Raw genomic sequence first — 18,207 nt, forward strand, 5'->3', positions numbered from 1 at the left:
CTCGGAGCGAGTGAGCGGGCCAAGAGCCGACCGGAGGGAGGCTCGCAGGCTTTTGGTCGAGCTTTTGCAAGGGCCCTCTGGGGCCCGCAGCAAAAGGTCGGTTCGCAGAAAGCACTTACCCCGACCGACCGAACCTCGAACTAATGCCCTCCAGACGCGCGTATCTCGCTACCCTCACAGCCGCAGGACTCGCCGGCTGTATCGGCGAGGAGCCCGCCACGGGGACCGATACGGACAGCCCGACGGCGACCACGGCACCCGGGACCGCTCCGCGCCCCGACGTGATCGTCGAGGCCGCGGCCGTCCAGTACGCCTACCGCCACATCGAGAACGTCGACTGGAACGGAATCCAGCCCGCCGACGGCCAGTTCGTGTTCGTCACCGTCGACGCCCGCCCGGCCGACTCTGTCCCCGCCCGCTCGGCGTTCACGCTGGTCGCCGACGGCGAGCAGTACGCCCCCGCGGAGCTGGCCCACCGGATGCCCGTCGACCTCGACGTGCCCGGGAGCGCGTATACCCCTGACCGCGAGGGTCCCGATCGCCGGGGCTGGCTCGCCTTCGAGACGCCCGCCCAACTCGACTCGGCGCCGACGCTGCGACTCGACCGCGACCCCGCGCCGGCGGAGTGGGAACTCGACGCCGACCTCGCGACGGCGCCGCCGCCCGCGTGGGAGTGGTCGGTCGACACCCCCGACACGGTCGCGCCCAACACGACGTTCGACATCGCGATCACCGCCGAGAACGTCGGCGACGGGCCGGGGACGTTCCGCGGCGCGGTGAACTTCTCCTACCCGCTGTACGCCCCGAGGGGGTTCGACATCCCGCTCGATCCCGGGCAGTCCGGCACCGAGACCGTCGGGGCCGAGGTCCGGGACGCCGATCCCGGCCGGGAGATCGACTACGGCGTCCGGACGCCCGTCGGCGAGACGACCGTGACTGTCACTGTCGAGAGCGACTCGACCGATACCGAAACCGAGTGAGCACGGACCCCGCGCGCTTTTGCCGACCGCCGTCCCACTCCGGGTATGGAGGAGGCCACCCACGACGAGCTGGCCGGGGTCGTCGACCTGTTCGACGCGCTGACCCGCGAGGAGCTGGAGCAGGCGCTGGTCGAGCTCGCCTACCGCCGCGGCGCCGACGTACGTGATGACGCCGTCTCGGCGGCCGTCGCGGAGGCGATCCGGGAGTACTACCTCGTCGAACTCCCCGCCGACGCCGTCGAGGGCGAGGTCGACGCCGACGCGGTGCTGATCGTCGGTCCCGTCGCGTTCCCGATGCTCCCCGACGAGGGCGAAGATCTCCCACATATCCTCGACGTGCCCGCGCGCTCGGTCGACCGCGCGACCGCGGCCGAGCACGCCGCCGAGCGCCTGCGCGCGGAGGCCGAGACGGCCGTCGACGAAGGCGACGAGGAGCGTGCCGCGACGCTGGCCGACGTGACCTACGACGTGGAGGCGTGGGGACCGGTCGAGCTCCGGGAGACTCGCGAGCGCCTACTCGCGCTCGGGGAGTGAAACCGACGAAGCGTTTTTGACCGACTACCGCCGACAGTGAGATATGGAACTGTCGGGGCTCGGCAGCTACGAGCCGGTCACGATCGCCGACGCGGAGCGCTGGGCCAGCGTGCTCGCGCCGGTGGTCGAGCGCGACGGCGAGCCCTCGCTGCTGTTCATCAAGCGGGCCGACCACCTCGGCTCCCACCCCGGCCAGATGGCGTTTCCCGGCGGCGGTCACGAGCCGTTCGACCCGGACCTGACCGCCACCGCCCGCCGCGAGGCGTTCGAGGAGATCGGCCTCCCGGAGTCCGATCCCTCGATCGTCGGCCGGCTGGACGACACCACGACCACCTCCGGCTACGCGATCCGCCCGTTCGTCGCGGAGGTGCCCGACCGCGAGTACGAACCCGACGAGCGCGAGGTCGCCGAGATCACGACGCTGCCGGTCTCGGCGCTGACCGACCCCGCGAACTACGAGTCCGAGCGTCGGGAGCGCGCCGGCGTGGGCGACGTCCGCGTCCACTACTTCCACGTCGGCGACTACACCGTCTGGGGCGCGACGGGTCGGATGCTGGTCCAGCTGCTCGAACTCACGACCGACTGGCGCGCGCCGGAGACACCCGACCGGGTCGTCGACGCCGAGGCCGAGTTCCCGGTGTAACCAGCCACGGCCCGCGACCGGCCGGCGCCTCCGTGCGCCGGCCGCGGAGCCGATGCCGTGGCTGTGTGTAGACCAACTACGGCGAGCGACCAGCCGGCGCCTCCGTGCGCCGGCCGCGGAGCCAATGCCGTGGCTGTGTGTAGACCAACTACGACACGCGACCGGCCGGCGCCTCCGTGCGCCGGCCACGGAGCCGATGCCGTGATCGTGTGAGACAAGCCCGGGTTTGTCTCTACGGAGTGTTCAAGCCCTCTCGGCACCTTTCCACACTATGCACACCCGACGGACGTTCCTCGCCGGCGCCTCGCTGCTGACGCTCTCAGGCTGCCTCTCGGCTCCCTCAGTCGAGACGCCGACGACTGGCCTGCCGGGCGGCAACGGCTCCGCGGGCGGAACGCGACCCGAGGGCACGGGCGGCCCAGCGGTCACACTCGCGAGCGTCGACGACAGGCCCGACCTCCCGCTCGGCGTCGAGGTGACGGTCACCGAGCCAGTCGCGACCGAGGATCACCCACCGGGGGTCGCCGTCTCAATCACGAACGAGGGCGAGGAGACGGTCGCGATCGGCGAGGCCCGTGCGGCGGTGTTCGAGTACCAGCACTCCGACGACGGCTACCTCGCCCTGCTGCCCGCCGACGGGGAGTACGCCGCCGAACCCGGCTGCTGGCGGCTGACAGAGGACGTGGGGACCACCGAGGAGTACCGGACGGTCACGCTCGAACCCGGGGCGAGCCACGCGTCCGACCTCGAACTGTACGCCGCCGGCGTCGAGGACGACGCCTGCCTCCCGGTCGGCGAACACCGCTTCGAGACGACGATCACCCGCTACCCAGATCCCGAGAACCTCGACGCCGGCGAGGGGGTCGACTGGGGGTTCTCGGTGCTGCTGGAGTGACGACACCCTTATCCCCGTGACCACGGTACGGAGGAGTGCATGGCCGCACAGGCGATGGATCGCGTTCCGCGATTCTAAATCCGCGCAGTTCTCGTACAGCTACCGCACCACCGACGAGCGCCAGCTATGACTACACCCGACACCACACAGCCCGACAGCACCGCGCAGCGAACCACCGAGAACAGTGCCGTCGGGCCGTTCCCGCGTGTCGGCATCGACGCGGTCGCGCTCAAGCCGGCGAAGGTCGACCTCGCCCGCGCCACCGAGCTCGCGGCGTCGACGCTCGTCGTCGACTACGAGGGCCGCGAGGCGTTCCCGGACGCCGACACGCTCCGGGCGCTGGCCGAAACAGCCGAGGTGCGCGTCACCACGCCCGTTCGCGCGGACGGGCTCGACCCGCTGGGCGACGACTCGCTGTCGGAATCGATCCCCGAGGGGGTCGGTCGGGTGCTCGTCGCGGGCAACGGCGCGTACCTCACCGAGGAGGAGGGCCAGCGCGCAGTCGCGCCCCGACTCGGCGAAGCGACCGATCGCTACCCCGACGCTTGGGTCGGCACCGAGGGCGTCGAACGGGTCGCGCTCGCGACCGGCGCGCCCCAGTTCGATCTGCTCTCGCGCTCGACCGAGCGCGACGCCCGCGCGCTGCGGGCCGCCGGCTTCGACGGCGACCTCGCGGTGTACGCGCCCACGGTGTTGAGCGACGACGAGGACGCCATCCTCGACGCCGTCGGCGGGTACGTCTCCCGGCGCGCGCCGGTCCGCCGCGCGCTGCCCGACGAGTACGAGACCGACTCGGCGGCGACCGGCCGCGCCCGCGAGGTGTTGCTGGCCGCGAGCAGGGACTTCGCGATCGTCGGCGACGAGGAGACGGTCCGGGGTCGCGTCGAGGGGCTTCACGGCGCGGGCGTCGACACGGTCGTCGGCTACCCCGCGCGGGGGCTGGACGAACTGCTCGGGTAGCCCCCTACACGATCCCCAGTTCGGCGAACAGCAGCCAGATCACGGCCACGTTGTACAGCCCGTGAACCGCGACCGGCACCAGCAGCGCCGCCGTCCGCTCGTAGAGCCAGCCCAGCACGACGCCGATCACCAGCCAGATCGGGATCGATACCACGCCCGACTCGGGGTTGGCGAGGAGGTTCGGCAGGTGGACAATCGTGAACAGCACTGCACCCCAGCCGATCGCGCCCCGGGCGGAGAACGACTGTCGCAGGTAGCCCTGGATCACGCCGCGGAACAGGTACTCCTCGGCCGGCCCCACGGCGAACAGCATCGCGGGGATCACGAACACGAGTACCGCGACGGAGAGTTCCTCCGGGGTGGTGACGGCGGTCGTTGGGTCGATGCCGAGCAGCGAGCCGACGGCGAACGCGAGCCGGTTGAAGACGACGAGGACGGCCGTGGTGCCGACGATCAGCGCGGCGTCGCGGGCGTCCGGGCTGCCGATCCAGTCGACGACCAGATCGCGGCCGTCGTCGGTCCGCCGGAACGCGTAGCCGACGACGACGAACCCGGCCTCCGACGCCGCGAGCGCCACGCCGACCAGCACCGGCGTCGCCGCGTCGGGGTTCGTCCCCGCGCCGACGAGCGCGCCGCCGAACGTCCCGATCAGCCCCGTGACGCCGCTCACGACCAGCCCCCCGACGGCGAGCGTGAGCGCGATCACGAGCGCGATCGGCGAACTCGGGCCGTCGGTCATATCCGGGGGATCGGTCGGCGGCACAATCAATCCGACGCCGCCCGCGCCCCCGGCGTTTAAGGCTGCACGACCGGAAGGGGCGGTCGGATGGAGGTCCGCGACGCGGTCGAGCGCGACGCGGCGGCGATGGCCGCCTTGAGCGACGCGCCGGAGCCGGTGCTCCGGAACGTGATTCACGAGCGGAGCGTCCGCGTGCTGGTCGAGGCCGGCGACGGGGAGGCAGCCGACGACGCGGCGGCCGACAACGAGTCGACGCTCCGCGGCTTCGTCAGCTTCGACGCCCGCGAGGACGCGGTGTTCGTCACCCAGTTCGGCGGCGACCGGGCGGCCTGTGAGCGCCTGCTCACGGAGCCGCTGCGTTTCGCCCGCGCCGAGGGGCTGCCCGTGGAACTGGTGCTCCGGGAGGGCGACGACGCGATGCGGGCCGCGGCGGAGGCGACCGGCTTCGAGGCTGCCGGCTCGGGCCCGCGGTTCCGCGGCGAGTCCACCCGGGCGTACCGCTACGAGGAGTAGGGGAGAACGGCCGGGACGCCCGCGTTCAAGTGCCCCCCGGCCGAGAGTGTGGCCGTGAACGGAACGCCCGACGAGGAGCACCTGTTCCGTGGCTACTCGGGACGGCTGCTGCTCGTCGTCTCGCTGGGCTGGGCGCTGCTGCAGGCCGGCCGGCTGAGCATCTCGCCGCTGCTGACGAACATCGCGGGGGACCTGCAGGTCTCCAGCGGCGCCGCCGGCTTCGCGGTCACGGTCGTCTGGGGGACGTACGCGATCCTTCAGTACCCGAGCGGCCGGCTCTCGGATCAGCTCTCCCGGACGACGCTGCTCGTCGCGGGGCTCTCACTGGCGGCCGTCGGCTTCCTCACGCTCTCGGCGGCCCCGACATACCTCGCCTTCCTGTTCGGCGCAGTCGTGATCGGTGTCGGCGTCGGCCTCTATCCCACGCCGGCGCGGGGGCTGGTGTCGGACCTGTTCGTCGTCAAGCGGGGCCGGGCGTTCGGCCTCCACACCGCCTCGGGCGACGTGGGCGGGATTCTGGCGGCCGGGATCGGGACGGTCGTGATCGCGGTGGCGACGTGGCGGGCGGCCTTCGCCCCCGTCGCGGTCGCGCTGCTGCTGATCGCGCTGCTGCTGCACGTCTGGAGCGACGAGGGGTACGAACTCGCCTCGATCGACCTCGCGGTCGGCGACACGTTCCGGCGGATTCTGGGCGTCCCGCGACTGCGCTGGCTGCTCGTCGCCTACGCGCTGTACGCGTTCACCTGGCAGGCGGCGACGAGCTTTCTCCCCACGTACCTCCGGGCGAAGGAGCTCTCGCCGGTCGTCGCGAACGCCTCCTTCGCGCTGCTGTTTCTCGTCGGTGCCGCGGTGAAACCGCTGGCCGGCGGGCTGGGCGACCGCGTCCCGCGGGGGCTGCTCGCGCCGGCCGTGCTGGTCGTCGCCGCCGGCTCGCTGCTCGTGCTGGTGAGCGCCTCCACCTCGGCCGTCGCGCTCGCCGCTGTCGCCGCCTTCGCCGCGGGGCTGCTGGCGTACCCGCCGGTGATGCAGGCGTACCTGATGGACTCGTTCCCCGGCGACAGCATGGGCGGCGATCTGGGCGCGATGCGCAGCGTCTACATCGGCATCGGCTCGCTGGGTGCGACGTACGTCGGCGTCGTCGGCCAGTACGTCGACTACGACACGGCGTTCGTCGGGCTGGTGGGCTGTCTGCTGTTGAGTAGTGCGGTGATCGTGCTTCGTGGACGGGAGTAAGTTGGGTTCGTCTTTCTCAGCCGAGGGTGGGACAGCGATCGCGACGGCAACAGCATCTCGATGCTTGACCACTTGCGACCGCAGTGCGCCGGACACAGGGTCCGGCGCAGCACCGAGTCCCCACCCCTCCCCCCGCCGGCGCCGACCGTCGGCGCCGGCGAGGCGTCCACCGCTACCGCACCGCCGCCGCGGTCGGCGCGCGACGTGAGCGCCTCCGTGCGCGAACGAGCGCGCGAGGGATGAGCGAGGCCGGAGGCCGAGCGAATCGGCTGGGGAGGCCTGTGGGCTGTGCGGGGCGGTGCGGTCGCAAGGTGCCAACGATCGAGATGCTGTTCGCGGCTGCTGTCCCGACGTGGAAGATCACCGCTCAGACGCCCGTATCTCCCTCGAAAAACGGAGAACCGAACGAATCGACTACCGCTCCCCGAGCGGCACCCAGTCGGCCTCCTTCGCACCCGTGTACTTCGCCCGCGGCCGCATGATGCGGTTGTCCTCGAGCTGTTCGAGCACGTGGGCCACCCAGCCGCCGACGCGGCTCATCGCGAAGATCGGGGTGAACATGTCGACCGGGATCCCGAGCTGGTAGTACACCGTCCCGGAGTAGAAGTCGACGTTGGGCGCCAGCCCCTTCTCGGCGAAGTTCTGCTCCTCGACGAGGTACTCTTCGATCTCGTTCGCGTGGTCGTACCACTTGCGCTCGCCGGAGGCGTCGCCGAGGTCGCGGGACTTCTCCTCCAGAATTACCGCCCGCGGGTCCTTCACGTTGTACACGCGGTGGCCGAAGCCAGGGATCTTCCGGCCCTGTTCGAGCGCGTCTTTCACCCACTCGACCGAACCCTTCTCGGAGCTATCGACCTCGATCAGCGTCTCCATCACGTCCTGATTCGCGCCGCCGTGGAGCGGCCCCGACAGCGCGCCGACGCCGCCGGCGATCGCGGAGTACGTATCGGCGAGCGTGGACGCGATCACCATCGACGTGAACGTCGAGGCGTTCAGCCCGTGGTCGGCGTGGAGGATCAACGCCATGTCCAGCGTCTCCTCGGCCACCTCGTCCGGCTCCTCGCCGGTCAGCATGTAGAGGAAGTTCGCGGCGTGGCTCAGCCCCTCACGCGGGGAGAGCGGCTCCTCGCCGTCGCGCAGGCGCTGGTAGGCCGCGAGGATCGTCGGGATCTTGGCGGTGATCCGCCGGCCCTGCCGGAGCCGGGCGGCCCCATCCTCGGGATCGGCGTCGGGTTCGGGGTCGCTCGCGGAGAGCATCGACACCGCGGTCCGGAGTGCGGCCATCGGCGACTCGTCGACGGCAGCCAGATCGGCGAGCACGGAGAGCACCTCGTCGTCGACGGCGCGCTCCTCGGCCATCGTCGCCGTGAACTCCGAGAGCTGGTCGGCCGTCGGCAGCGAGCCGTGCCAGAGCAGGTAGAGCACCTCCTCGTAGCTGGCCTCGGCCGCCAGCGTCTCGATGTCGTGGCCACGGTAGATCAGTCGTCCCTCGTCCCCGTCGATGAAGCTGAGCTGGGACTCCGCGACGACGACGCCTTCCAGACCTTTCTGAACCTCGCCTGACATAGGCTACGGGTTCGGCCGGTCGACGAAAAAGCGTTGCCGTTCCGGCCGCCCTATCGTGGAATCGGTCCCTTGCGCCCGTTGCGGGCCGACAACCCTTATCCCCCGTCCCGCTGAACCGCCGGGTATGCCCGACGTCGAGTACGAGCCGGTCAGCGTGAAAGCGGTGCTGTCCGAGATGAAAGACACCGCCGAGCTCCTCATCGACCTCTCCTACTCCGCGGTGCTGTCGGGCAGCGACGAGCTGGCCGAGGAGGTGCTCGCCCTCGAAGAACGGATGGACGTGCTCCAGTTGCAGGCCCGGATGAGCGTCCTGATGGCCGCCCGCAGCCCCGAGGACGCCGAACAGCTGGCGCCCGTGCTGGGCGTCGTCGGCGCCGCCGAGAAGATCGCCGACGCCGCCGGCGACATCGCGAAGATCGTGCTCGAGGACATCGGCCTCCCCGAGGCGATGCGGGCGGCGATCCCCGAGGCGACCGAGGCGCTCGTCCGGACGACCGTCGCGGCCGACTCCGAGTACGTCGGACGGACGCTGGGCGAGATCAACATGGAGACCGAGCGCGGCGTCCGAGTGATCGCCGTCCGGCGGGCTAGCGAGACGGGCAAGCGGGCGTGGATCACCAACCCCGACAAGGAGACCGAGATCCGCGCCGGCGACGTGCTCCTGCTTCGCGGGCTCGACGAGGGACTTGCCGCCGTGTACGAGGCGGCGACCGGCGAGGCGTACGACCCGCCCGAGCACACGGCGTCACCGATCGAGGACCTCGAACGCGCGGTCGACTCGATCGTCACGATGAAGGACACCAGCGAGCTCGCGGTCGATCTGGCGTACGGCTCGGTGCTGTTCGACAGCGAGGCCGTCGCCGAGGAAGTCGTCGAGCTCGAGGCCGAGGTCGACGCGCTCAAGTCCCGGCTGGAGGCGTGGACGCTCCGTGCGGCCGGCCGCGTCGACGACCCCATCGAACTCCGGGGGCTGGTCCACCTCGCGGCCGCGACGGAGGTGATCAGCGACGCCGCCCTGGAGATCAGCGAGGGGGTGCTCCGGGGGCTGGACGCCCACCCCGTCGTCGCCGCCGCCGTCGAGGAGAGCGACGAGGTGATCGTCCGCCTCACGGTCGCGGAGGATGCCGAGATCGCGGGCCACACGCTGGGCGACCTCGAACTCGGCACCGAGACGGGGGGCCGCGTGATCGCGGTTCGGCGACCCGGGGAGGAGACCGAGTGGGTGGTCTCGCCCGACGCCGACACCCGGCTCTCGGCGGGCGACGTGCTCGTCGCGAAAGGGACGCGGGCGGGCACCGAGCGCCTCTCGGCGATGGCCGGCGACCCGCGGGAGTTCGACGCGTAGCTACGCTTCCCTGCGAACGAGCCGGATCAACGAGAACAGGGTCAGAACCGTCGTCACCAGCAGCGCCGCCGCGGACGCGAGGACGAAGGAAAGCAGCAGGAACCAGCCCGTCTCCCCGAGGACGGGGAACTCGCGCGTGCCCGCGAACGGTCCCGCGACGCGGGTGAGGCGGAACACGTACGCCAGCACGGCCAGCGCGACCCCGGCGGCGGCGCCGACTGCGGCGTTCCGCCGGACCGACAGCGCATCGAGCAGCGGCGCGACCGACGGCTCGGGCGGCTCCTCGCTCATCGTTTTCGGTTGGTACCGGCGGGGCTTATCGGCGTCGCTCCCGGGTCAGGAGTCGAGCCGTTCGCCCAGTTCCCGTCCGGCCCGCGCCGCGGTCCGTGCCACGCGGAGCGGCTCGGGCCGGCCACCGTCCGGCGTAAACCCACGGACGAACTGGGCGGCCTCGCAGTTCGGTTCGAGCGGCGGCACTTCGTCGTCGTCCGAGTTCGTCGTCGCGGCCGGCGTGTCGACGCCGACCCCGCGAACGAACACCCGTTCGTCGTTGACCGACAGCGAGCGCCGCGGCGGCAGCGACTCGTAGGCGTCGAGCCGCCACGCCCGGGCCTCGCCGTCGAACTGCGCCCGGATCGCGGGGGCGAGCCCGGGGCTGGCTTCGAAGGAGACCGAGAGCGTGGGCAGCCCCGTCTCGGCGTGGATACGGGAGAGGTCGAGAACGTTGAACCACGCGGGGGCGACCCCTGCGAGCAGAAGGACCGATACGTCGGGTCTGTCGATGCGGTCGATCAGCGCGGCCGTCGCCGCGGTCGCGTCGTCGCCGCCGACGGTGCAGCGCTCGAAGCCGAGGCCGTCGACGACGCGGTCGGCCCGGACCACGGCGCCCGCGCAGGTCGAGGCGGTCTCGCCGTCGGAGAACGCGACGCCGAGTGCGCGTCGGCCCGGCTTAATCGTCCTTGATGTCCTGAAGCCGGTCCAGGAGTTCGTCGTTGGAGGCTCCGTTGTCGAACTCGACGGAACCCTCGTGGGATCCGCCGTCGGCGTCGACTGCGTCGTCGCCGTCGTTCATGTCGAGCTGCTGATTCTCCTGCTCGGATTCATCGTAGCTCCCGAAGCCCATTACATCTAAACTTTGTGGCTCGGTATGGATAAACGCTTGGACGTTCAGTGTTGGTACCATACCACATGAGTTGCCGAGGATTTATCGCTCGAACAGCCTACCGGCCGAACATGAGTACGCTCGCGGCGACGTTCGCCGACACCCTCGACGGCCTCGGCGTGGGATCGACGCGGACGACGGCGGCCGGGTTCCCCGACGCGCTGGCGGGGGCGATCGAGGGGCCGGCGGTCGGAACACCGCTCCAGTTCGACGGCGTCTCGCTCGACGGTGCCGAGGTGACCGTGCCGCCGACGCCCGACCAACTCCGGACGGCGACGACTGGCGTCACCCCTGTCTTCGGCGGCATCGCCGAGTACGGGTCGGTCGTCGTCGAGTCCCGACCGGCGGGCGACGAACTGGTCGCACTCTATCCGGAGCGCCACGTCGCGGTGCTGCGGGAGAGCGACCTCGTCGCGGGCGTTGACGACGCTACCGATACCCTCAGAGAACGGTTCGAGAGCGGCCGGGACAGCGCGGTCCTCGCGACCGGCGTCAGTGCGACTGCGGACATGGGCGCCACCGTCGAGGGGGTCCACGGGCCGCGGGAGGTGCACGTCATCGTGCTCTCGGACCGATGAGCGCCGACAACGAGAGCCGGGCCGAGCGCATCCGGCGACTGCTCGAAACCGAGGGGCCGACGGTCAAGCGGAACGCCCAGGGGTTCAACGAGGGGCGCTACGCCGCGATGGCCGACGTCGACGGCGAGCGCCTGCGAACTGAGGCCCGAGAGATCAAGGAGGACGCCATCGAGCGCCTGCCGGAACTGATCGAGACGGTCCGGGAGTCGGTCGAGGCAAACGGCGGCACGGTGTACCTCGCTGACGACGCCGCCGACGCGAACGAGCATATCGCTGCGGTCTGCGATGACGCCGACAGCCTCGTGAAGTCGAAGTCGATGACGACCGAGGAACTCGACGTCAACGAGCATCTCGAGGCGGCGGGGGTAGACGTAACCGAGACCGACCTCGGCGAGTTCGTCCTGCAGGTCGCCGACGAGGCGCCGTCACATCTGATCGCGCCGGGGTTCCACAAGTCGACCGACGAGATCGCGGCCCTGTTCGAGGCCCGATTCGACCCCGACGAACCGCTGGAAACGCCCGAGGAACTCACCGCGTTCGCCCGCGACCACCTCGGCGAGCGCATCCGCGAGGCCGACGTGGGGATGACCGGTGCGAACTTCGTGCTGGCCGAGAGCGGCACCATCACGCTGGTCACGAACGAGGGCAACGCGCGCAAGTGTGCGGTCACGCCCGACACGCACGTCGCCGTCGCGGGCGTGGAGAAACTGCTCCCCTCCGTCGACGAACTCGGCCCGATGATCGAACTGCTGGCCCGGAGTGCGACGGGGCAGGAGATCGCCCAGTACGTCTCGCTACTGACGCCGCCGACGGACTCGCCGACCGTCGACTTCGACTCGAACGAGCCGATCGGCGGCGGCGCCGAGGACCGCGAGTTCCACCTCGTTCTGATCGACAACGGTCGCTTCGAGATGCGCGAGGACGAGAACCTGCGGGAGACGCTCTACTGCGTCCGCTGTGGCGCCTGCAGCAACTCCTGTGCGAACTTCCAGCACGTCGGTGGCCACGCGTTCGGCGGCGACACCTACACCGGCGGCATCGCGACGGGGTGGGAGGCGGGCGTCGGCGGCGAGGAGACCGCCGAATCGTTCAACGATCTCTGTACCGGCTGCTCGCGCTGCGTGAACGCTTGTCCGGTGAAGATCGACGTGCCGTGGATCAACACCGTCGTCCGGGACCGCATCAACCGCGGCGCGGAGCCGGACGCGATCGACAGCCTCGTCGACGGCCTCGTCCCGGACTCCGAGCCGGCGGGGATGGACTGGGGGAAACGCGCGTTCGGCAACGTCGAGACGCTCGCGCGTCTGGGGAGCGCAACCGCGCCGGTCTCGAACTGGCTGGCCGACAGCGCCCCGGTCCGGTCGCTGCTGGAACGCGGCCTCGGCATCGACGCCCGACGGAATCTCCCCGAATTCCGACGGCAGACGCTCAGACAGTGGGACCAGCACCGTGATCCGGACGTCGCGACGCCCCGGGCGGACCGCGAGGTGGTCCTGTTCCCGGACGTGTTTACCAACCACGTCGACGTGGACCGGGGGAAAGCCGCCGTCCGCGTGCTGGAGGCGCTTGGCGTCCCGGTCTGGGTCGCCGGCGAAGCGGGCAGCGGCCGTGCGCCGTTCTCACAGGGGATGCTCGCCACCGCCCGCGAGCGGGCCGCGTCGGTCGCCGACGCGCTGGAACCGCATATCGAGGCCGGCCGAGACGTGGTCGTCGTCGAACCCTCCGACCTCGCGATGATGCGCGCGGAGTACGACAAACTGCTCCCCGCGGAGCGGGCCGAAACGCTCGCCGACGGGAGCTTCGAGGTACTCGAGTACGTCTACGGGCTGCTGGAGAACGGCGTCGATCCGGCCCCGCTCACCCGGGGAGGTGGCGAGCGGGTGACCTACCACGCCCACTGCCAGCAGCGCACGTTGGGCCTCGACGCTCATACCGAGGCCGTGCTGGGGAGGCTGGGGTACGACGTGGCGACGACCGACGCGGAGTGCTGTGGCGTGGCGGGCAGTTTCGGCTACAAGGCGGACTACTACGAACTCAGCGTCGCCGTCGGCGAGTCGCTGGCCGAGGAGATCGAGGCGGCTGACGACACCGACGCCGACCGGCGTGTCGTCGCCAGTGGCACCTCCTGCGAGGAGCAATTGACGGATCTGCTCGACCGGCCGGCGACTCACCCTGTGGAACTGCTCGATCCGGCGCGGGAGCCGGCGGACGAGTAGATCGACGACTCGCCGCCGTCGGCCGTCGATCGCGGTCGGCCGCCGACGCCGGCGTTTTACTCCGCCCGGCCCAAGCGAGGGTATGGACCCAGTCAACGTCACCGCCGACGCCGAGCAGTTCACCGCGAACGTCTACCTCGTCGACGGCGAGGTCACGACGCTGGTCGACGCCGGCGCGATGCCCGGCGTCGTCGACGAGATCCGCGAGCACGTCGACGATCTCGATCGCGTCGTCCTTACCCACCAGCACGGCGACCACGTCGAGCAGTTGGACGCGGTGCTCGACGCGTTCGACGCGGAACTGTTCGCCTACGACGACCACCCGGATCGAACGCACGCGATCGACGACGGCGACACGGTCCAGATCGGCGACGAGACCCACGAGGTCGTGTACACGCCGGGCCACGCCGACGACCACGTCGCGTTCGTCGGCGAGACGGCGCTGTTTAGCGGCGACGTGGTGGTGTACAACGACGGCGCGTTCGACGACGGCAGCTTCGGCCGGACCGACCACCCGAGCGGCGACCGCGAGCGGCTGATCGAGAGCCTGCGGACGATCCTCGATCGACTCCCCGACTCGGTGGAGGGGATGTACGCCGGCCACGGCGACCCGTTCGAAGCGACTGACGGGGAGAGCGTGCGCGACGTGATCGAGCGCGCGCTGGAGCGGGCCGAGCGCCGGGAGCCGAAGTACCCCGAGGAGTAGCGCGGCTGTCGAGGGTTGCGGACGGAGAAGGGGAGCGCGTCGTTAGGCCGAGCGCGGCTCCTTGGCCTTGGGTCGGAGCTTCCCGTAGCCACACTTCCGGCACTCCTCGGCGCGCTGGGGGTTCCGCGCGTTACAGCGCATGCAGATCTGTTTGTCGAGGATGCGTTTCTCCGCTTCTTCGAACTTAGCCATACGCGTGGATTCTCTCGGCGGGCGTTTAACGCTTACCTTGCGGGCCGACGCCGCCGTTCGGGGTGCGCTGCCGCCCTACGAGCGGCTCGCCGGCGGCTGGTCGGGCTGTTCGCGGCGAGAGAGAAACGTCGAAACCGGTTAGGCGGCCTGCTGGCCCTGCTGGGCCCGGTCGAGCGCCTCCTCCAGCTCGTCGCGCTGAGTGACGCCGACGAACCGCTCGACGACGCCGTCGTCGTTCTCGATCACCAGCGTCGGGAGCGAGCGGACGGAGTACTCGTTGGCGGTCTCCTGATCGGCGTCGACGTCGATCTTCTCGAACTCCACGTCGCCGAACTCCTCCTCGAGCTCTTCCAGGATCGGGTCCTGTGTCTTACACGGGCCACACCAGTCGGCGTAGAAGTCCTTCAGTCGGACAGTCATGCGTGGGCCGAAATTGGCCGTGGCCGCGCATAAGGGTTCCGCCGGCGGCGCTCCGTTCGGTTTTCGCGTTCACGCGCTCCCGTCCCGCTCCGGAAGCTTTAGGCGGCTCACGTCCCGACGTGGCTGTATGAGCGGAAGCGACAGCGGCGGACTGATGTCCAGCGCGGGGCTGGTCCGCTACTTCGACGCCGAGGACCGCAACGCCATCCGAATGGACCCCCGCACCGTCGTCGCCGCGGGGACGCTGTTCGGGATCTTCGTGCTGGTCCTCCGCGCCGCGTTCTGAGCCGGGTCGAACGCACCCTTTTTGCGCGCCGCCCGCCCACCTCCAGCCATGCAAGCAGGCGTCATCGCGGTCCAGGGCGACGTGAGCGAACACGCCGCCGCCATCGAGCGCGCCGCCCGCGCCCACGGCGAGGAAGCCGACGTGGTCGAGATCCGCCAGTCCGGCACCGTCCCCGACTGCGACGTGCTCCTGATGCCCGGCGGCGAGTCGACGGCCATCTCCCGACTGCTCGCCCGCGAGGGGATCGACGAGGAGATCCGCGACCACGTCGCGGCCGGGAAGCCGGTGCTCGCGACCTGTGCCGGACTGATCGTCGCCTCGACCGACGCCAAGGACGACCGCGTCGACACGCTCGACCTGCTGGACGTGACCGTCGATCGCAACGCGTTCGGCCGGCAGAAGGACTCCTTCGAGGCGCCGCTGGCGGTCGATGGCCTCGACTCGCCGTTCCCGGCGGTGTTCATCCGCGCGCCGCTGATCGACGCAGTCGGCGACGGCTCGGGCGCGCCGATCAACGACGGCGACGACGTGGAAGTGCTCGCGCGCTGGGACGGCGACCCCGTGGCGGTCCGACAGGGTCCCGTCGTCGGCACGTCGTTCCACCCCGAACTCACCGCCGACTCCCGGATCCACGACCTCGCCTTCTTCGAGACCGTCGAGGTGAGCAGCCAGTGAGCGATCCCGACGAGTCCGAGCCGACGGCCGACACCGAGGACGCACTCGACGCCGACACCATCGACGCCCTGTTCGAGACGATCGAGCAGCGCAAGCGCGACCTGCCCGAGGACAGCTACACGGCCTCGCTGTTCACCCACGAGAAGGGGGAGAACGCCGTGCTGGAGAAGCTGGGCGAGGAGTCGACGGAGCTGATTCTGGCGGCGAAAGACGACGACGGCGAGGAGCTGGCCGCCGAGAGCGCGGACTTCCTCTACCACCTGCTGGTGCTGCTCTCGATGAAGGGGATGGAGCCGGACGATCTGCGGGCGGAACTGGAGTCGCGGTTTTAGCGTACACCGGTCGGTCCCGCTCGTGAGTTCGGGGCCACGCTGCCGGACGACCGAACGGTTACCCGGATAATCGGTAACGTTCCAACTGATACGGGTGGCGAGTATCTTTCCAGTGATGGACGAGTGTTTCAACTGCAACTCCTCCGCGTCCGACCGCTACACGCTGACCCTCGAGGGTTCGACCGTACTGGAGGAGGTACTCATCTGCGGCGAGTGTTCCGGCGATTTCCAGACCATCGAGTGGATCGAACTCGAGGCGCCGTCGAGTTCTCCGAACCGGACTCGCTGATCTCGCGACTCCGCGGATACCGACGGCATTTCGCGACTACCTCTCACTCGGAGGCGAGGAGCGAGCCGACGAGCGCACCGACGACGACCGTCCCGCCGTACGTCGGAACGACCCCCAGTGCGCCGAGGACGATCGGCACGAAGAGGAACGACAGCAGATCCGAAAGGAGTTGCGTCAGGGGGGACGCGTTCGGCACCGGCTCGAACACGCTCTCCCCGGCCAGAACGAGGCCGAGTTCGAACAGGTAGAACGGGACTGGGAGCGCGAGTAAGCTAACGAGCGCGCCGACCAGCCCCCCGCGGGCCGACTACTTCAGCTCCAGCCCCAGATCGTGCAGCCCGTCGTTGTGCATCGCGACGTTCACCAGCAGCGGCGTGAGCGACTCGACCTCCGCGGCGTTGGCGAGCCCGCCGGCGTCGAGCGCGCGCAGCCCCTCGATCCCCTCGGCGATGTCGGTCACGATCCCCTTCGCGTCGTCGTCCTCGCCGACGACGAACGTGTCGACGCCCAGATCGGCGTCTAAGTTCGCCAGCCGGCCGGCCGCGAGGTTGTGGAACGCGCCGACGAGGTGGACCCCCTCAGGCACTGCGCTGGCGGCGTGTTCCGTGACGCTACCCGCGGGCGGCGGCGCGTAGTGGAAGCCGTCGTCGTCGCGATCCATCCCCGTCGCGGGCGAGACCACGATGTCGCCCTCGTCGAGGTCGTCGGCGACGTACTCGATCGTGTCGTCGACGTAGTACGGCGGGACCGCGACGACCACCACGTCCGCGAGCGTCGCCACGTCCTCGTTGGCGCCGGCCTCGATCGTCACCTCGGTCCCCCGGGAGTCGAGTTCGGTCTCGTACTCCGCGGCCTTCGTCTCGGCCTTCTGGGCGTCGCGGGAGCCGATCAGCACGTCGTGGCTCGTGTGGTAGGCCACGCGCAGCGCGAGCCCCTCGCCGATGTCGCCGGTGCCGCCGAGTATCGCGATGTCCATACCTGCCCGTGCGGTGGTGCCGACGTTAAGGGTTGTGCGAGCGGGAAGCGAGCCGACTCAGTCGAGCAGGTCCGGCAGGTCGTTCACCGAGTCGAGCACCGCCGCCGCGCCCTCGGCCTCGTACTTCCGTCGGCCCGATTCGCCCGTCAGCCCGCCAGTGAGCACGCCGATCCCGTGGTACTCCCGGGAGGGGTCGGCCTCGGCGGCGTTCGTCGCGGTCCGCACGTCGTCCAGCGTGTCGCCGACGAACACCGTCGAGTCGGCGCCGAACCGCTCGGCGAGCGTGACCAGTGCGTGGGGGTGGGGTTTCCCCTCCTCCCAGTCGTCCATCGTGAAGCGGTGCTCCTCGGGAACCGAGAGCCCGGCGCGTTCGAGCGCGATATCCGCCTCCGCGGCGGGTCGCCCCGTCAGGACGCCGACGGAGAACCCCGACTGTAGCCGCTCGATCGTCCCCGGCTCGACGAGCACCGGCTCGTCGTGGATGTACCCCGGCGCCTCGAAGGGTGGGGCACCGCCCTCGATCTCCCGGAACAACTCCGCGCCGAGGTAGAGCGCCTGGAACGTCTCCCGGACGCCCTCGGGGTCCCACGCTGCCTCGACGGCGTCGGCGTCGAACCCCTCGCGCGCCGCGGCCTCGCGCAGAACTGCCCGGGCGGCCGCGAGTCCCCCCTCATCGTGGGCCGCGATCGCGTCGGTGAAGTCGGCGGCGTCGCCGGCGTAGCCCGCCTCGCGGGCGAGCACGAACAGCGTCGCCGCGTCGGTGAGTTCCCAGTCGTTGTTGAAGCCGCCGGCGTCCTTGAAGCGCTGGATCGTCGCGCGCTCGATCGTCCCGCCGTGGCGTCGCTGCACCGTCTCGATGATCGCCCGCCGGTAGGAGTCGGCCACGTCGACGAGCACCCCGTCGACGTCGAGGACGACCGCGTCAGCGTGCATACCCCCGCTCCGACCCCGGGCGGAAAGGCGTTTG

At 70.5% G+C, this 18,207-nt stretch carries 25 protein-coding genes; 15 read left to right on the forward strand and 10 right to left on the reverse strand.

The genetic code is table 11. The annotated features are described in order from the left end of the window. The first annotated feature begins 143 nt into the window (after positions 1–143). From ACYQZ5_RS01975 to ACYQZ5_RS01995, 5 genes are all read left to right on the forward strand, one after another. A complete protein-coding gene (locus ACYQZ5_RS01975; RefSeq protein WP_459844960.1) occupies positions 144–980 on the forward strand; it encodes a hypothetical protein in 837 nt (278 codons plus the stop codon). Positions 981–1,025: 45 nt separating this feature from the next. Continuing rightward, positions 1,026–1,514 carry a DUF7109 family protein gene (locus tag ACYQZ5_RS01980; protein WP_379732734.1) on the forward strand — a complete coding sequence of 163 codons (489 nt, stop codon included), beginning with the start codon at positions 1,026–1,028 and terminating at the stop codon, positions 1,512–1,514. A gap of 43 nt (positions 1,515–1,557) precedes the next feature. Next, entirely contained in the window at positions 1,558–2,157 is a 600-nt protein-coding gene (locus ACYQZ5_RS01985) for an NUDIX hydrolase (protein ID WP_379732732.1), read from the forward strand. Between the two features lie 271 nt (positions 2,158–2,428). Further along, a complete protein-coding gene (locus ACYQZ5_RS01990) occupies positions 2,429–3,052 on the forward strand; it encodes a hypothetical protein (RefSeq protein WP_379733006.1) in 624 nt (207 codons plus the stop codon). 126 nt (positions 3,053–3,178) lie between these two features. Then, positions 3,179–4,012 (forward strand): DUF7388 family protein, encoded by an 834-nt coding sequence (locus tag ACYQZ5_RS01995; protein ID WP_459844964.1) that lies wholly within the window; start codon positions 3,179–3,181, stop codon positions 4,010–4,012. Between the two features lie 4 nt (positions 4,013–4,016). On the opposite strand, the gene ACYQZ5_RS02000 is transcribed toward ACYQZ5_RS01995, so the two are convergent. Beyond that, complete coding sequence (locus ACYQZ5_RS02000; RefSeq protein ID WP_379818732.1) at positions 4,017–4,751, reverse strand: CPBP family intramembrane glutamic endopeptidase; 735 nt, start codon at positions 4,749–4,751, stop codon at positions 4,017–4,019. 87 nt (positions 4,752–4,838) lie between these two features. On the opposite strand from ACYQZ5_RS02000, the gene ACYQZ5_RS02005 reads away from it, so the two are divergent. Both ACYQZ5_RS02005 and ACYQZ5_RS02010 read left to right on the forward strand, forming a co-directional pair. Next, positions 4,839–5,264, forward strand: coding sequence for a hypothetical protein (locus ACYQZ5_RS02005; RefSeq protein ID WP_379818731.1), 426 nt, complete (start codon positions 4,839–4,841; stop codon positions 5,262–5,264). Positions 5,265–5,318: 54 nt separating this feature from the next. Further along, positions 5,319–6,497, forward strand: coding sequence for an MFS transporter (locus tag ACYQZ5_RS02010; protein WP_379818730.1), 1,179 nt, complete (start codon positions 5,319–5,321; stop codon positions 6,495–6,497). Between the two features lie 414 nt (positions 6,498–6,911). On the opposite strand, the gene citZ is transcribed toward ACYQZ5_RS02010, so the two are convergent. Then, entirely contained in the window at positions 6,912–8,063 is a 1,152-nt protein-coding gene (gene citZ / locus ACYQZ5_RS02015) for a citrate synthase (protein ID WP_379732329.1), read from the reverse strand. A 124-nt stretch (positions 8,064–8,187) separates the two neighbouring features. Between citZ and ACYQZ5_RS02020 the strand changes: the two genes are divergently transcribed. Further along, positions 8,188–9,408 (forward strand): potassium channel family protein, encoded by a 1,221-nt coding sequence (locus tag ACYQZ5_RS02020; RefSeq protein WP_379732328.1) that lies wholly within the window; start codon positions 8,188–8,190, stop codon positions 9,406–9,408. Here ACYQZ5_RS02020 and ACYQZ5_RS02025 read toward each other — a convergent pair whose 3' ends face one another. From ACYQZ5_RS02025 to ACYQZ5_RS02035, 3 genes are read right to left on the reverse strand one after another with little or no spacing between them, the layout of a single operon-like run. Then, positions 9,409–9,699, reverse strand: coding sequence for a DUF7536 family protein (locus ACYQZ5_RS02025; protein ID WP_379818727.1), 291 nt, complete (start codon positions 9,697–9,699; stop codon positions 9,409–9,411). Between the two features lie 45 nt (positions 9,700–9,744). Beyond that, on the reverse strand, positions 9,745–10,362 hold the full coding sequence (locus ACYQZ5_RS02030) for an endonuclease dU (RefSeq protein ID WP_459846583.1): 618 nt from the start codon (positions 10,360–10,362) through the stop codon (positions 9,745–9,747). Next, the gene (locus ACYQZ5_RS02035) at positions 10,358–10,531 is read right to left on the reverse strand and encodes a DUF5786 family protein (protein WP_053948942.1); all 174 of its coding nucleotides are present in this window, start codon (positions 10,529–10,531) and stop codon (positions 10,358–10,360) included. Before ACYQZ5_RS02035 ends, ACYQZ5_RS02030 begins: the two co-directional genes overlap by 5 nt. Before the next feature lie 110 nt (positions 10,532–10,641). On the opposite strand from ACYQZ5_RS02035, the gene ACYQZ5_RS02040 reads away from it, so the two are divergent. The 3 genes from ACYQZ5_RS02040 to ACYQZ5_RS02050 all read left to right on the forward strand — a co-directional run bounded on the left by ACYQZ5_RS02040 (position 10,642) and on the right by ACYQZ5_RS02050 (position 14,070). After that, positions 10,642–11,148, forward strand: coding sequence for an LUD domain-containing protein (locus ACYQZ5_RS02040; protein WP_379731305.1), 507 nt, complete (start codon positions 10,642–10,644; stop codon positions 11,146–11,148). Further along, complete coding sequence (locus ACYQZ5_RS02045) at positions 11,145–13,364, forward strand: LUD domain-containing protein (protein ID WP_379731306.1); 2,220 nt, start codon at positions 11,145–11,147, stop codon at positions 13,362–13,364. Before ACYQZ5_RS02040 ends, ACYQZ5_RS02045 begins: the two co-directional genes overlap by 4 nt. An 82-nt stretch (positions 13,365–13,446) precedes the next feature. Further along, complete coding sequence (locus tag ACYQZ5_RS02050; RefSeq protein ID WP_379731307.1) at positions 13,447–14,070, forward strand: MBL fold metallo-hydrolase; 624 nt, start codon at positions 13,447–13,449, stop codon at positions 14,068–14,070. Between the two features lie 42 nt (positions 14,071–14,112). Here ACYQZ5_RS02050 and ACYQZ5_RS02055 read toward each other — a convergent pair whose 3' ends face one another. Further along, positions 14,113–14,262, reverse strand: coding sequence for a 50S ribosomal protein L40e (locus ACYQZ5_RS02055; protein WP_053948938.1), 150 nt, complete (start codon positions 14,260–14,262; stop codon positions 14,113–14,115). Between the two features lie 138 nt (positions 14,263–14,400). Then, positions 14,401–14,682 carry a thioredoxin family protein gene (locus ACYQZ5_RS02060; protein ID WP_379731309.1) on the reverse strand — a complete coding sequence of 94 codons (282 nt, stop codon included), beginning with the start codon at positions 14,680–14,682 and terminating at the stop codon, positions 14,401–14,403. A 127-nt stretch (positions 14,683–14,809) separates the two neighbouring features. Between ACYQZ5_RS02060 and ACYQZ5_RS02065 the strand changes: the two genes are divergently transcribed. The 4 genes from ACYQZ5_RS02065 (at position 14,810) to ACYQZ5_RS02080 (ending at position 16,264) form a co-directional block, all read left to right on the forward strand. Then, positions 14,810–14,968, forward strand: a complete 159-nt coding sequence (locus tag ACYQZ5_RS02065) for a preprotein translocase subunit Sec61beta (protein WP_379731310.1) — start codon at positions 14,810–14,812, stop codon at positions 14,966–14,968. A 48-nt stretch (positions 14,969–15,016) separates the two neighbouring features. Continuing rightward, positions 15,017–15,643 carry a pyridoxal 5'-phosphate synthase glutaminase subunit PdxT gene (pdxT, locus tag ACYQZ5_RS02070; protein WP_379731312.1) on the forward strand — a complete coding sequence of 209 codons (627 nt, stop codon included), beginning with the start codon at positions 15,017–15,019 and terminating at the stop codon, positions 15,641–15,643. After that, positions 15,640–15,975 (forward strand): phosphoribosyl-ATP diphosphatase, encoded by a 336-nt coding sequence (gene hisE, locus ACYQZ5_RS02075; protein WP_379731313.1) that lies wholly within the window; start codon positions 15,640–15,642, stop codon positions 15,973–15,975. The genes pdxT and hisE overlap by 4 nt, the downstream gene beginning before the upstream one ends. A 115-nt stretch (positions 15,976–16,090) precedes the next feature. Then, positions 16,091–16,264 (forward strand): hypothetical protein, encoded by a 174-nt coding sequence (locus tag ACYQZ5_RS02080; RefSeq protein ID WP_379731314.1) that lies wholly within the window; start codon positions 16,091–16,093, stop codon positions 16,262–16,264. A gap of 43 nt (positions 16,265–16,307) precedes the next feature. Here the strand turns inward: ACYQZ5_RS02080 and ACYQZ5_RS02085 are convergent, their stop codons facing one another. The 3 genes from ACYQZ5_RS02085 to ACYQZ5_RS02095 all read right to left on the reverse strand — a co-directional run bounded on the left by ACYQZ5_RS02085 (position 16,308) and on the right by ACYQZ5_RS02095 (position 18,173). Continuing rightward, complete coding sequence (locus tag ACYQZ5_RS02085; RefSeq protein ID WP_379731315.1) at positions 16,308–16,460, reverse strand: hypothetical protein; 153 nt, start codon at positions 16,458–16,460, stop codon at positions 16,308–16,310. A 111-nt stretch (positions 16,461–16,571) separates the two neighbouring features. Beyond that, positions 16,572–17,240, reverse strand: coding sequence for an NADPH-dependent F420 reductase (gene npdG / locus ACYQZ5_RS02090; protein ID WP_379731316.1), 669 nt, complete (start codon positions 17,238–17,240; stop codon positions 16,572–16,574). A 57-nt stretch (positions 17,241–17,297) separates the two neighbouring features. Then, positions 17,298–18,173, reverse strand: a complete 876-nt coding sequence (locus ACYQZ5_RS02095) for a TIGR01548 family HAD-type hydrolase (RefSeq protein WP_379818722.1) — start codon at positions 18,171–18,173, stop codon at positions 17,298–17,300. Between the last annotated feature and the right edge of the window lie 34 nt (positions 18,174–18,207).

Source organism: Halolamina salina (assembly GCF_054653455.1).

Excerpts from the sequence above, each read along its gene's own strand:
- ACYQZ5_RS01975 (WP_459844960.1), top strand. The coding sequence starts at position 144 with ATGCCCTCCAGACGCGCGTATCTCGCTACCCTCACAGCCGCAGGACTC.
- ACYQZ5_RS01985 (WP_379732732.1), top strand. The coding sequence starts at position 1,558 with ATGGAACTGTCGGGGCTCGGCAGCTACGAGCCGGTCACGATCGCCGAC.
- ACYQZ5_RS02005 (WP_379818731.1), top strand. The coding sequence starts at position 4,839 with ATGGAGGTCCGCGACGCGGTCGAGCGCGACGCGGCGGCGATGGCCGCC.
- ACYQZ5_RS02065 (WP_379731310.1), top strand. The coding sequence starts at position 14,810 with ATGAGCGGAAGCGACAGCGGCGGACTGATGTCCAGCGCGGGGCTGGTC.
- ACYQZ5_RS01990 (WP_379733006.1), top strand. The coding sequence starts at position 2,429 with ATGCACACCCGACGGACGTTCCTCGCCGGCGCCTCGCTGCTGACGCTC.
- ACYQZ5_RS02025 (WP_379818727.1), bottom strand. The coding sequence starts at position 9,699 with ATGAGCGAGGAGCCGCCCGAGCCGTCGGTCGCGCCGCTGCTCGATGCG.
- ACYQZ5_RS02055 (WP_053948938.1), bottom strand. The coding sequence starts at position 14,262 with ATGGCTAAGTTCGAAGAAGCGGAGAAACGCATCCTCGACAAACAGATC.
- npdG (WP_379731316.1), bottom strand. The coding sequence starts at position 17,240 with ATGGACATCGCGATACTCGGCGGCACCGGCGACATCGGCGAGGGGCTC.
- ACYQZ5_RS01995 (WP_459844964.1), top strand. The coding sequence starts at position 3,179 with ATGACTACACCCGACACCACACAGCCCGACAGCACCGCGCAGCGAACC.
- pdxT (WP_379731312.1), top strand. The coding sequence starts at position 15,017 with ATGCAAGCAGGCGTCATCGCGGTCCAGGGCGACGTGAGCGAACACGCC.
- ACYQZ5_RS02080 (WP_379731314.1), top strand. The coding sequence starts at position 16,091 with ATGGACGAGTGTTTCAACTGCAACTCCTCCGCGTCCGACCGCTACACG.
- ACYQZ5_RS02035 (WP_053948942.1), bottom strand. The coding sequence starts at position 10,531 with ATGGGCTTCGGGAGCTACGATGAATCCGAGCAGGAGAATCAGCAGCTC.
- ACYQZ5_RS01980 (WP_379732734.1), top strand. The coding sequence starts at position 1,026 with ATGGAGGAGGCCACCCACGACGAGCTGGCCGGGGTCGTCGACCTGTTC.
- ACYQZ5_RS02045 (WP_379731306.1), top strand. The coding sequence starts at position 11,145 with ATGAGCGCCGACAACGAGAGCCGGGCCGAGCGCATCCGGCGACTGCTC.
- ACYQZ5_RS02095 (WP_379818722.1), bottom strand. The coding sequence starts at position 18,173 with ATGCACGCTGACGCGGTCGTCCTCGACGTCGACGGGGTGCTCGTCGAC.
- ACYQZ5_RS02040 (WP_379731305.1), top strand. The coding sequence starts at position 10,642 with ATGAGTACGCTCGCGGCGACGTTCGCCGACACCCTCGACGGCCTCGGC.
- ACYQZ5_RS02060 (WP_379731309.1), bottom strand. The coding sequence starts at position 14,682 with ATGACTGTCCGACTGAAGGACTTCTACGCCGACTGGTGTGGCCCGTGT.
- ACYQZ5_RS02020 (WP_379732328.1), top strand. The coding sequence starts at position 8,188 with ATGCCCGACGTCGAGTACGAGCCGGTCAGCGTGAAAGCGGTGCTGTCC.
- ACYQZ5_RS02000 (WP_379818732.1), bottom strand. The coding sequence starts at position 4,751 with ATGACCGACGGCCCGAGTTCGCCGATCGCGCTCGTGATCGCGCTCACG.
- citZ (WP_379732329.1), bottom strand. The coding sequence starts at position 8,063 with ATGTCAGGCGAGGTTCAGAAAGGTCTGGAAGGCGTCGTCGTCGCGGAG.
- ACYQZ5_RS02050 (WP_379731307.1), top strand. The coding sequence starts at position 13,447 with ATGGACCCAGTCAACGTCACCGCCGACGCCGAGCAGTTCACCGCGAAC.